This is a genomic window from Providencia vermicola, from assembly GCF_010748935.1.
Classification (GTDB): Bacteria; Pseudomonadota; Gammaproteobacteria; order Enterobacterales; family Enterobacteriaceae; genus Providencia; species Providencia zhejiangensis.
In genome coordinates, this window is sequence record NZ_CP048796.1 from 934,422 (window position 1) to 949,377 (window position 14,956).

3 protein-coding genes are annotated in these 14,956 nt (G+C 30.9%); all 3 read left to right on the forward strand.

Going from position 1 to position 14,956, the window contains the following annotated elements; genetic code table 11:
* Positions 1-390: 390 nt before the first annotated feature.
* A complete protein-coding gene (locus tag G3341_RS04015) occupies positions 391-2,412 on the forward strand; it encodes a TonB-dependent receptor (protein WP_154622325.1) in 2,022 nt (673 codons plus the stop codon).
* A gap of 98 nt (positions 2,413-2,510) precedes the next feature.
* Positions 2,511-7,007: a non-ribosomal peptide synthetase gene (locus tag G3341_RS04020; RefSeq protein WP_163860744.1), complete on the forward strand. Its 4,497-nt coding sequence runs from the start codon at positions 2,511-2,513 to the stop codon at positions 7,005-7,007.
* Positions 7,008-7,052: 45 nt separating this feature from the next.
* Positions 7,053-14,939 carry a condensation domain-containing protein gene (locus tag G3341_RS04025; protein WP_163860745.1) on the forward strand — a complete coding sequence of 2,629 codons (7,887 nt, stop codon included), beginning with the start codon at positions 7,053-7,055 and terminating at the stop codon, positions 14,937-14,939.
* Positions 14,940-14,956: the final 17 nt, after the last annotated feature.

Here is a 14,956-nt window from a genome sequence, read left to right on the forward strand (position 1 = left end):
ATGAATGTGATTATCATTATCATTTGCAAAAACATTAATAAAAGTGCTGATTTTAATGAGGGGACTATTGGATTATTTTGGGCGGTAGCTAGGTTTTTCGTTGTAACATTTCATTAACAATAATAATAGTTTCATCATGTTTATATGGATATGATGGAACATAAAAATAAAAAATTTAGCGCGTTATACGCAAGGATATGTCAAATCATTAATATTAATCTGTTAGATGTATTTACTTGTTCCGCTTATATATATATTTAAACTCTATTATTTAATTAAGTCTTAAAATATAAAGATAGCCTTTGCAGGTGAGTTTTTATATATAACTATAATATAGCATTTTGAATTTACTATATAATTTATCAACTACATATTAGGTGTCTATTAAAAATGAATAAAGTTAAATTTAAATTAAGCTCTCTTAGCTTACTTCTCATTTGTTGTTCTAGCTCATTGAGTGTCGCGAATGAGATAGATAAAAAAAACAATACAGAAAATACGGATAACCTAGAAAATTCTGATGAAATAGTTGTAATAGGTGAAAGGTTTAATCGTAGAGCTGTTGAGACCGGTGCTAGTATTAATATCATCACAGCTAAAGAATTAGAGAAACGTCCCGATTTATATTCGCTAACACAAATACTTAAACAGACACCAAATATAATTGATACGGGGTTAGGTAATGAATTACCAACCATTAGAGGTATCGATGGCTCAGTATCTCCTGGCGCGATGGCGTTTTTTACTGGTGCAAGACCACGTATAAATGTCCAAATTGATGGACGGACTTCAAACTACAATGAATTGGCTTTTGGTACCAAATCTTTATGGGACATGAAGCAAGTGGAAGTGTATCGCGGTCCTCAAAGTTATGCTCATGGGCGTAATGCTATTGCAGGTGCAATAGTGATGCAAAGTAAAGATCCGATAAATGAATATGAAAGTGCGGTAAAAGTAGATTATGGAAATCAGCATCGTCGACAATATGCTGCCATGGTCTCTGGGCCTGTTGTTGATGAAGAGTTATTATTCCGTCTAAGTGTTGATAGGCAAGAGAGAAAATCATATGAAAAATTGGCTGATTACTATCCTGCTGGTGATTCGAGTAAATTCGAAGCGACAACGACTCGAGCTAAATTGGTATGGTTACCTTCAGCATTACCTGATTTCTACACTTCTTACACTTTTTCCCATATTGACTCTCGGGCACCGCAAGGCGAATTTAAATCTAATACGGTAGCGGATACATACCGTGCTGTATTCCAAATTAGATCGGCTACAAACATTTGGGATATGGGATACCAAATAAACGATAACTGGAAATTTGAAAATAAAGCAATTTATACAAATTATATTCAGGACCGTTATTCACTACCCACAGGGGGACCTGCAAGGGTTGAAGGCCATGAAACACAAATTGAGCCGATATTAAAATTTGATAATGGAAGCTATAGAGGGCTGCTTGGGCTATTTTATTTTAATGCGCCTCAGGATGAGCGAGTATTACTCGTGGTTCCAAATTCATATAAAGATAAGACGACGACAAAGGCAGTTTATGGTGAGCTAACATTTGAGCCAGTACAAAATATTGAAGTAAACATATCTACACGTTATGAGCAAGAAGAACACTCACGAACTGGGGGAAGTCTTTTTGCCGTGAACTACAAAGATAAAGAAAATATCTTCTTACCAAAATTTGATGTTGCATATTTAATCAGTAATGATCAACGTGTCGGGGCTAAGGTTGCAAGGGGATATAATCCTGGGGGAGCCGGCATTTCATTTCAACCTCCATTTGCAACATATGAATATGATGCTGAATATGTATGGAACTACGAGCTCTACCATAGATGGATCTCTGACGATAAGCGCCTTAGTGTCAATACCAATATATTCTATAATGATTATAAAGACTTACAAGTGCCATACTATAATATTTCAGGCAATACGGTCGTTGATAATGCGAATAAAGCGATAACATATGGAGCAGAACTAAATATTAATTGGTTAGCTACGGATGAACTAAATTTATACGCAGGTCTTGGGTTACTCAAAACTAAGATCAAAGAATATAAAGAAAATGAAAGTTATGAAAATAATAAATTAAGTCGCTCACCAAGTTATACATTAAATTTAGGGGGGAGTTATGAACTACCAAGGGGATTTGAGGTGGGGGCTAACGTAAATTACACAGGCGATTATTATTCCTCTGTATCAAATAGTAAAGAGTCAAAAATTAATGCCTATTCACAGGCTAATGCATATTTAGCTTATAATTTTAAATATGGAAGAGTAGCACTTTACGCTGATAATACTTTTGATTCAGATAAAAAAGTGAAAGTTATTACAGGTGGATATACAACATATCAACAGCCGCGAGTCGTAGGTATTACGGCTGAATTAAAATTCTAACTCATTAAGAAAAATGGTGTGATTTAAAATCACACCATAAAATAAATTCTTATTTTCATAAATCACACATTACTGTCAACTCTATAAGGTTAATATAGATGGATTACCGTTCAGATTCTAGGGATACCTTTCCTATGTCTGATATGCAAACAGCATATTGGATGAGTATAACTGATTATACACAAAAGAATAATTCAAGAATCCAATACTATTGTGAGTATAATCTAACAGAATTGAATTTAGAAAAATTTAAGCAGTCATGGGACAAGGTGTTAGAAAGGCATGACATGCTTAGTGCTGTAGCACTAAATAATGGACAGCAAACAATAATAAAATACCCTAAAGAAATTCACTATATTGATATTAGAGATTTAAAAAAGGATGAGAAAATAAATTATTATATATCATTAAGAAATGAAGTTTCACATAAGAAATTTAATTGTTGTGAAGGCCCACAGTATAATATTTATTTAATTGAGGATGATGAGTTCACAAAATTCATACTGCATTTAAATATGTGGGCTATAGATGCTTACAGTGTGAATATTATACTTTCAGATTTGGCTAGGTTTTATTTTTCAGAAGAGAATATGGCTAATATTAGCTATAACTATAAAAGTTATCTACAAGACTTTTATTCTAAAAAAGAAGATGTTGTTGATAACGAGATTTTAGATTACTGGTATAGCCGCCTAGGTCACACAAGTTCCCCACCTAACTTACCTATCAAAACCATTCAAAATAATAAAGGTCAAATTAATAACTTTTCACAATTAGAAAAAAAACTTAGTAATAAAGATGTCGATATTCTAAAAAAAAGAGCACGCGAGCTTAATACCAATATAGACATTTTGTTACTAAGTATTTTTTGTGAAGTCATTAATTATTGGAATGACTCAAATAAATTTTGTATAAATATTCCCACATTTTCACGGCCATTTTATAATAAAGAAATAAATGATATAGCTGGAGAGTTCTCATCATATCTAATATTAAATCTAGACCTTCCTACAGGAACAGCCTTTAAAGATAGAGTTAATTATATACATAAACAGTATATTGATGACTTAAATTTTTCCCAAGTGTCGAGTAATAAAATATTAAGACATATATCACAAAGAAATAATCAGTCATCTATCAACATATATCCCGTCGTATTTACATTGAGTCATGGGCTAGATAAATTAAGAGATGATATTAAATACAAGTTATTTGGTGATTTAAAATATGATATATCACATACACCAAATGTAAAGTTAGACTGTCGGCATGAGTTTTATCAAGATGCATTGACCATTAAATGGGATTACGATAAAAATCATTATGCAGATAATTGCATAGAGAGCATATTCGAAATATTTATTAATCTAGTCACCGCTATTATTAGTGATACTTATGAAGAATATATCCATAAAGAAAATGTTGTCGGTCTCCCGATTAAACAAAAAGAAAAAAGATATGAAATAAATAATAATAGAGTAGGCTATTCAAGTAATTCTATTTTTAGACAATTTTCAGCAATGATGGAAAGCTCATCACGTCAAGATGAGGATGCACTTATTTGTGAAACAAAAAAAATCACCTACCAAGAAATGTACAAACAAGTATGTGTATTAGGTGGATATTTAAGTAAACTGATTAATCAGAACAAAAATAGTAAAAAGATAATTGCAATATTATTACCAAAAAGTTGCGAGCAGATAATTTGTGTTTGGGGAATATTAGCTTCAGGGTGTACATATCTACCATTAGATCTTGAGCAGCCTAAAAGTCGAGTTTTTGATATCTTAGAAGATGCAAAACCAGACCTCATTATTATAAATAATGAAACAGAAAACTTAATAAGTCAGAGTATAAATATAAAAACTTTCAATATCGAAAAAAATAAAATGGTTATTGAAAGTGAGTATATACCATTGGCAGAAACACTACCGGGCTATTCTGTATCAGAAGAAGATCTTATTTATATCATGTATACATCTGGTACTACAGGTGTGCCCAAAGGGGTAATGGTAAATAATAAAGGCGTTAATAATGCTATTGATTACTCTATAAAAAAACTAATAAATTTTTCTGAAAGGCCGATCGTATTAGGGGTATCAGCATTACATCACGATATGTCAGTATTTGATACATTGGCAACTTTTATACAAAAAGGTGTACTAATACTACCTAAAGAAAATAAAAGAAAAGACCCTGAAGAGTGGTCTAATATTATAAAAAAATATAACGTTAACTATATTGTTTCCGTTCCCGCGATTATTGATATGCTATTTACCTGGTGTGAATTTAAAGGATATACATTAGATAGCATAAAAAATATTATAATGGGCGGGGATTGGATACCGACTAATATTCTAAAAAGAATAGAGAAATATTGCTCAACTAATGTTATTGCATATAGTGTAGGTGGTCCTACAGAAACAACTATGTGGAATATCACAAACAGAATTAAAGATGAAGAGAGCTGGTTAAGTGTACCATACGGATATCCAATTCAAAACTGTTCGTATTATATATTAAATGAGCAATTGATAGAAGTTCCTGATTGGGTTATCGGTGAAATGTATTGTGGAGGAGTGTCATTGGCACAAGGCTACATGAATGATCCCAAACGTACAGCAGAAAAGTTTATTATTCACCCAATAACGAAAGAACGACTATACAATACCGGTGACCTCGGGCTATATCATCCTGATGGCAGAATAGAATTTATAGGAAGAAAGGATGGGCAGGTAAAAATAAAAGGAGTCAGAGTTGAATGTGGTGAAGTACAGAAAAAACTAGAAGAGTTTATCGAAGTTAGCCGAGCTATTGTCTATTTATATAAAGGAAGTTTGACGGCGGCATTAGTATTGCGTCCTAATATCCCGAAAATCAATGATAATGAACTATATCAACGTAGCAAAGAAGTATTGCCAGTAAGTATGTTACCTTCATTATGGATTCAGTTGTATGAGTTGCCGTTAACTAAGAATCAAAAAGTAGATTATCAAAAGTTAACTCTCATCACCGAAGATTATTTAAAGTCAGCGAAGGGGAAGTTAAAAAATAAAGATGAAAGCATGAAAACAAAACAAGAAGTCATGCTCTGTGAGATTTGGGAAGGATTGTTAAATAAAAAAATAGAAAATAAAAATGATAGTTTCTTTTCACTTGGTGGAGATTCGTTATTATTAATAAGTCTTTCAACAGAAATATTTAATCACTTCTCTGTCCAAATACCTTTCGCTAAATTATTAATGAACCTAAAAATAGATGAACAAATTCATTTAATCAAAGAATTGCAAAGCAAAACGAATGATAAAAATAAAATAGCACATATAGATTTAAGTGAATATCCATTACTTCCCAACCAAGAAGACATATGGTTGGCAGAAAAATTGTCATCGGGAAAAATCAAGTTCAGAATTGTTTTTGGGTTAAAATCTAATAAAAAACTAGAAGAAAATAAACTTAAAAATGCGTTAGAATACTTAAGAAGTCATCATATTGCGCTTTCACTACTCTTTTCTCTAACGTCTAAGGGATTGAGCCAATATGTTGATAAAAACAAACCTTTACCAATTTATTATGAGAAGGTTATTGATGAATCATCTTTAATAAGTAAAATTCGAGAAATTGAAAATAGTGAATTCGATTTGTTTAATGAATATGCTTGGCGAGTACACCTGATTCCTTTATCTAATGGAAAACAAATTTATCTTTTTAATTTCCATCATATTATTTTTGATGGATGGTCTGTAAAACTGTTTTTTAATCAACTTGAAAATGTCTACAATAATATTAACAAAGTGATAAAGCTTGATATAAATTATGTTGATTACGTTTATTGGAAGAAAAATAAGCTATTAAAAGAAGAGAATGAAAATATTAAATATTGGGAAGGTGTCATTAAGGATGGTGTGCACTTAATTGAGGTGAACAATCAGGATAAACCTGAGTCAATGATAGAGGAATCAACAATACCCAAAGATATTTCTGAGTTATTAAATAAGTTTTGCCACCAGAAAAATACGACTCCATTTATTGTGTTATTTAGTATCTTTCAATTAACTCTTGCTAGCATATACCAAAAAGAAAATTTCTTTGTAGGCATTTCTGATTCGGGAAGGGACCATCCGGATACAGAGTCTATGTTAGGACTTTTTATACATAATCCTATATTTAAAGTGAGTGGAGTCTCAAGAATATCCCTTAATGATATGGTTAAAAAAGTACAAGAAGACTATTCAGATGTCATTAAGTATCCAATGCCATCACTTTCTAAGATTATAAAAACATTAGGGGGGATAGGAAGAAGAAATGGATTCAATGATTTCTGTCAAGCATGCTTTATCATGCAACCAAATTATAGTGACGAACTGTTTTTTGGTGATGCTAAAATGGAAAAAATAAATATCGTGAGTAATGAAGTAAGATTAATTTATGAAATGTCGTGTTGGCAGGGTAAAAGCAATGAACTTACTGTAATGTTAAATTACGATAAAACAAAATCAACCTCCCATGAAGCAAAAAAATTATTAGCTACCTATGTATTAAATATCCAAAAGCTACTTGTAAATCCTGATAGTACTACTGTGTGGATTAAATAAATATTAACTCATCAAATTGTGTTACTCCATAAAGGGGATAAACGGATGTCATACTTATATACTAAAACAGAAAAAATAATATCAGAATTGTGGGAAGAATTAGAGGTAGCGAATAATGATAGAGAAAACAACTTTTTTGCCAGCGGTGGTGATTCAATTTCACTCATCAGATTAAGCATTCTCATAAAAGAGAGATTTGGTGTTGATGTTGGAATTAGTGAGTTATTACAGTATCCATTATTGCATGAAATGGCTAATTATATAGATTCACAGATAAAAACAATTATACCCGAATGTCATAAGCAAATATTCAATAAAGATTCTGTAATACCATTAAGCTCATCACAAAGAGGTATTTGGTACCAAATGGAATTAGATTCAGAGAAAGAAAATAAACATTTTAATATTCCATTAGTGTTTAGAGTTTTAGGAAGAGTAGACATCACTAGATTGAACTATAGCTTTAAAGAAATAATTAAAAGGCATAGAGTAATAAACTCATCTATTAGCGATACTAATGGCTATCCAGGTATCGTACTGAAAGAGAATGAGATAAAAATAAGCGTTATTGATGTTTCCGAACTTAGCAATAATGAAAAAGAAGAAAAGTTCAGTGAAATAAAATTCAAAGAACAAAATAAAGTCATAGACATAAAATCTGGTCCTCTATTTTTTGTATCAATAATAAAGTATTCTGAAGAACTTTATTATATGTTTATAACAAGCCATCATATGATATTTGATGGTGTTTCATATGATATTTTATTAAAAGAATTAATTGAGATTTATCAAGGAAATCAATTAGAAGATCTAAAGTTAGATTATTTAGACTATGCTATCTGGGAAAATAGTGATGAATATCAATCTTACTTAGAGGATGGATTAACTTACTGGCAGTTAAGACTAGATAGCTTTAGGCCAATGGAGTTACCATATAAATATATAACATCATCAACTGAAAAAGATAATTCATCACTATTTTTTGACTTAACGGCTGAGCAAGTGAGTGAATTAAACGTGTTAGCTAGAAAGCATAACACAACATTATATACAGTATTTGTAGTCGCATTGCAGATTGTTTTAAATGAATTTAAAACAACAGGTGATATCGCTTTTGGTACCTATGTTTCTAATCGTCATTTAGCTGAATTTAACAGTGTCATTGGTAACTTTGTAAATCCTTTATTATTAAGATTTGATTATAATGAAGAACACACTATCTCTAATGCGTTAATAGCAACTCATGAACAAATAACACAGGACTTTATCAGACAACATATTCCATTTGAATCAATAGTGAAAAAAATGAATCCTGACAGAAAAAAAGGTGAACACTCACTATTTGAGTTTACTTTTATTTATAATAATTCTATTTTTGAAGGTAAATATGAAAATGAATACTTATCAATTGAGTCTTGTAACCATCAACTTGAAGAGCTTGAAACGAATAGAACAGATATCGAGTTTTGGGTAAGGCCCAACTTAAAATCTGGAGGCTTTCAGTGTGAATTAAATATACAGGTTAATAAAGTTAATAAACGATTTTCAAAAATACTCTTAGAGAGTATAAATCATATTTTAATTAATTTTATAGAGCAACACAGTGACACTACTTTAAATGAGTTAGCACTTTTTCCTAGCTCATATGAATATTCTGAATTACATAGTTCTGCCTATGAATTTAATAACTATCCATTAACTCAGTTAATTAGAGATAATGCAAGTAAAAGCCCCAACAAGATAGCTATTGTTGATGGTGATATCGAGTATAGTTACGCTTACCTTGAGGAGAAAAGTAATTGTATTGCGAGAGGTTTAAATGAATTGAAATCTACGCCTTCTCCTATCATTGGTGTACTTTTACCTTATGGGATAGATTTGGTCATCAGTTGTTTATCGATATTAAAATGTGGTGGTATTATATTTTTATTAGATATTAATGAATCGTCGGAGAGAATTGAAAGTATATTAGATGAATCTGAGTGTAAATTTATTATTACCAACAGTGATTTATTAGACGATATTAATAATGATACGCCTTGCTTATTAATCAATGAGTTGCTTTCAAATTGTAATAGAAATGCAGAAGAAGCCTTTAATATTAAAGAAACATTGGTTACATATATGATACATACATCAGGCTCTTCAGGTAACGCTAAATTATTATTAAACAAACGATATGGTTTGCTTAATAGAATATATTGGTTTAATGAACTTAACCCATTTTATGATGATGATAAGTTTTTATTGAAAACATCGGTTAGTTTCGTTGATTTTTATGCTGAACTCTTTTTGCCTTTAGTCTTGGGGAGAATTCTATATATTGCTAATGATGATATAAGAAGACACCCAGAAGATTTAATTGCTTATATCATTAAGAATAACATTAATAATATTACATTAACGCCGTCAGTTATTTTGGAAATGTATAGAGTACTGCAAGAAAACAATATTTATATAATGGCAATAAGGAAACTTATTTCTAGTGGTGAAGTACTTAGCTTAAATGTTGTAAATAAAATTAAAAAATACATTCCTAAAGCTAAGGTTTTTAATATATACGGTTCTTCAGAAATGAGTGCCGATTTAACCTGCTATAATGTTATTGAGAATGAAAAAAATGAAATTATTCCGGCAGGTAAGCTTGTTTTTAATAGTAAAGCTATGATTGTTAATAAAAAAGAAAAGCCTATAGCTAAAGGGTTAGTTGGAGAATTGTGGGTAACAGGCAGTATTTTATGTGACGGATACTTAAAAGCTAATGCTAAACAAAGAGATAATTTTTTTTATAACAATGATGAGTTATGGTATAAAACGGGGGATTACGCATATTTGAATAGTAAAAATGAACTCGTTGTTATAGGCCGCAAAGATGATAGGAAGAAAGTTCGTGGTATTTTGATTGATTTGAAAGAAATTGATCGTGTTCTATTATCATGTGATGGTGTTAGGCAATGTTTATCTTCAATAGTAACAGATTCTAACGATGAAAAAATATTAGCTGTTTTACTGGAATTATCAGATGGACGGGATAAAGAATATGTTTACGCTCAATTAAATAAAAAACTACCAAAAACACATATTCCTAGTTTAATGGTATCAATAAATAAAATTCCCACTTTACTAGGCGGCAAGATAGATAAAATAGCATGTACTACAATATTACAAGATTCACGTTACAAAAATGAGTTAACAGCAAAAGATATTATTCCTGAAACTCTAATAGAACAAGAATTAGAGCAGATATGGAAATCGCTATTAGGATTTGATGGCAGAATAAGTATAGATCAGAACTTTTTTAGATTAGGCGGTCATTCATTATTAGCAAGTAGATTGTTAAGTATTGTTAGAACAAAATTCAGTATAGATATAAATTTATCAGATATATTTGATTTTCCGACAATAAAAGGGATAGCAAGCTTAATATCTGAAAGCGAAAAGGATAGTGTCAATATCGATAAGATTCACTCTGAAAATAATCTATATGACTTATCATTTAATCAGCAAAGGCTATTCTACTTGCAAAGTATAGAACCTAAATCTATTAGCTATAATATGACTTTTTCATTAACTATGATAGGTCATGTTGATTTATCAAAATTGACTTTCTCATTAAATGAGCTAATTAATAGGCACGATGCGTTGAGAAGTCGTTTTATTGAAGTTGTTGATGATAAAGGTATTAGTGAATTTAAAGTTTTCGTTAATGACTCTGGATATATTTTTCCTATTTATAAAGTTGTAGGACAGCGTGATTTTGAGCAGGCAATAAAAGATGAACTGTATGAACAGCATCATATCCCTTTTGATTTATCACAATCACCATTAATGCGAGTCACGTTAATAGACACTAAACAGGAAAAAAGTGCAATTGTCATTTGTATGCACCATATTATAGCAGATGGATGGTCTATCGCTATTTTGTTTAAGGAGCTAAGTGAGTTATATAATGGAAAAATCTTAAAATCATTACCTTACCGTCATGTTGATTATGCTAATTGGTTAAATAATAGGATTGGCGAGGATAGTCGAAAATCAACTTTAAAAAAATTCTGGAAAAATTACCTTCAGAATGATAAAGGCGGCAAGCTTTTTAATAAAGATATAAGTAGTGACCGTAATATCTCTAAAGTAGTTAGAAGACGTTGTTCATTAAATATTAATGAAATAATAGATTCGAATTATAAAAATTTAAATATTGATCCTTATGATATTATACTGACGACTTTTGCTTGTGTACTGGCAGTCTGGAAAAACGTTAATCATTATTTTATTGGTACGGTTTCCGCTGGGCGACACCTACATTCAGAAAGCGAAAATATTCTTGGTTTTTTAGCTAATACTATTCCAGTTAAAATTGATATAGATCCGAATCTAGGATTTAATGAGATATTATTATCTTTAGTCTCTGAAAGAAGAAACTTATTAAAGTATCAAGATCTACCTTTTGATGAAATTGTGAATAGTGCAAGCACAAGAAAAATGGGAGATGGAATATCTTCTTTAATGCAAGTTATGTGTGTTCACCAAAATATAGATTATAGGGATTTAGATATACAAGGTGTTGATACTCATGTTGAAGCTTATTTAGGTGAAAGTGAAGCTAAGTTTGAATTGGTTTTACAAACAGCTCAGATAGATAGTCGCACTTTAGATATTCTTGTCGAATATAATGATTCATTTTTTAAAGAATATGAAGTCGTTAAGCTAATTGATATGTTGTTAATGTTACTGAATAGCATTTCTAAAAATGAAAAATTGATAGATATTAAATTAAATAAAAGAAATGCAGCATATCAAAAGACAGGGGATATTGATATACCTAAATGCTTTCCTAAAACATTACCGGAATTTCTCAAATTAACGGCTAAAAATCACTCAACAAATGGAATTACTATTATTGATGACTACGGCACGACTTTTATATCGTACAATGAATTATATGAAAAAAGTGTTCAGTTTGCTAAAAAACTAAATAATTCAGGACTTAAAAGTGGTGATGTTATTATTTTAATACCTGAAAAATATAATGAATATTTTTGCTTATTGTGGGGAGCTATATTAGCTAGAATTATTCCTATCACGGTTGCTAAACCACTTGATTTTGAAAGTGATGATAATTGCTATAAATTAATAGATGCTTGTAGACTATTTGATTACTCGCCGATAGTCACTAATGGTGAATTGGTGAGTGAAATGACAACGCTATGCCAAAGACATAAGAAGATTAAATTTTTAAATATTCAGTTATCTGCTCAGAATAAAGATTTTAAATTAATAGAACCATTACCTGAAGATACAGCATTCTATCAACTGACGTCTGGGAGCACCGGAAAATCTAAAGCGATTAATCAACGTCATGAAGCGTTAGCTTCATACGTATTTTTAAGTGGCCATGCTCGTGACTACAATGAGAAGAATATTTTATTAAACTGGCTACCAATGGATCATATCGGTCCTCTTTGGTTATATCATATGAGAGCCGTTTGCGTTGGTAGCAACCAAATCCATATCTCAACGCCACTAATCCTAGAGAAACCATTGTTATGGTTAGAATTGATATCAAAATATCAAGTGACTCATAGCTGGGCACCGAATTTTGCATATAAGCTCGTTATAAATGAGATGAATAAATCTTTTGATTCTAATTTATCTATTGATCTTTCTAGTTTGAAGGAGCTAGTCACTGGGGGGGAAATGGTTTCTGGGCTAACACTGAAAAGTTTTAGTCAATTGCTTAAGCCATTGGGATTAAATTCAGGTGTGTTAACTCCAAGCTTCGGGATGGCTGAAAGTTGTACATGTATTACGTATGGACATGAAGATGATCCTGAAATATCAATTAACTGTCTCAATTTTAATGAGCAGAATAGTATTCAGGCTGGCTCAAGCTTATTTACATCTTTGGGAAAGGTCATTCCGGGTGTAGAAATAAGAATTGTTGATGATACAAATAGTGTATTAGAGGAATTTCAGGTAGGCCATTACCAAATCAGAGGCCCAAATGTGACGAATGGTTATTATAAGCAGAAAGATTTAAACAACTCTGTATTTACTGAAGATGGTTGGTTTGATAGCGGTGATAATGGCTTTATTGCAAACGGTAATTTGTATCTTGTTGGGCGAACAAAAGAAATGTTAATAGCTAATGGTAAAAATTATTTTTGCCATGAGATTGAAGAACAGTTGGAACAAATAAAAGGAATTGAAAGTACTTATATTGCAGCATTTAGCATAAAAAAAGATGATCAAGAAGAGATAGTTGTCTGTTATGTTCCTAATGGCCGAGTGGCAGTAGATATCATTAATACTGAAATCTCACAGTTATTATTTAAGAGTATAGGATTATATATCAACAAAATTATACCTCTTCAGAAGTGTTTCTTTCTGAAAACAACAAGTGGAAAGATTCAAAGAGCCAAAATGGCTCAAAAATGTGTTGATGGCGAGCTAACAGCAATTACTCAATCTAATTCTGATAGGCTAAATCTAATTAATTTAGATTGGGTTGTCACTGAGCATACAGAAAATCTACAAAATATGAAATGGTTATCGGTAGGTGATGCTATTGATACACATAAAAATATTAAGAATATACCTTTGAGTGAATTGCAAAAATCATTAGAAACGAATAGTTATAACGGTATTATATTTGGAAGAACTATATGTGAAAATGAAGGTGACTTACTTGAATTTATTGATTTAATTATTAATGAAAATACACTAAAAGATATCACTCTATGTTGTGTTACTGATAACGAGCAAATGGCAGGGTTAATCTACGGTTTATTAACGAGTATATCGTCTGAGAGTTCACTAAAACATAATATTGTAATACAAAAAAAATCTTCATTAGATTTAATTTTTCCTAAAAACTTAGATTCTGGTTGGTATAAGCAAAGTCATCAATATCAGTTAGAAAAGTTAACTGATATTAATATTGGGAATATCAAAAACATATCAAATATAAAAAATACTGAACCTGATGATTATGTGGTAATCACAGGCGCAGGTGGCGCTATTGCTCAGTTAATTATAAAAAAGATAATGCCTCTGTATAAGAATATAATCCTTATCGGCAGAAGTGATGAACCTGAGTACGTAATTAAGAATAGAGATAAATTAACTTGGATTAAAACAGATTGTAGTGATTTGAAAAGTTTAATAGTAACATTTAAATCTTTTTTACATAAAAAGCCACCTAAATATGTATATCACTTAGCCGGTATTTTTGAACCTTCTTTTTTAAAAGAGATTTCTGTAGAAAAGCTTAATAAAGCAAGAATACCTAAGGTATTTGCAATAGAAAATCTACGCAAAACAATGTCTATTTTGTATCCCACGTCTTGTAAAAATATACAGTTTAAACTTTTTGGCTCAGTGGCGGTATTCAAAAGTTCTCCAATGCTAGGACCTTATATTGCTGCTAATAGCGAGTTATTAGGGTATGCCCAAGATAAAAGAAATAATGGTTATTCTATGTCATGGATTGGTTGGAGTGCTTGGGAAGGGATAGGAATGGGGAAAGGACAAGATAGAGACCTTTTACATGAAATAGGTCTACAGTTAGTTGATAAAACAGAGGGAATTAATGTATTAATGTCAATTAAAGATCAAAATAAAGATTTTTTAATTGGCATAAGTAATAGATCTAGTTTAGAAGAGGTAGCCATTAGTCCTTCAGTTAATGAAGAGAGAAGTATCGACAATACTTTGGCTAGTTTAATAAAGTCTATTCTATCTATAGATGATGTTAACTTTAATGATAATTTCTTTGAGTTGGGGCTAACCTCAATCGATCTAACAAGACTTCATCGCTCTATAAATAACACTCTTAATATCAATATTAGCTTAGTTGATATATTACAGTTTTCAACTCTCCGTAAACTTTCAACGCATATTATCCAATTAATAGCTGAAAATGATGAATAAATAAATATTGTTTAAGT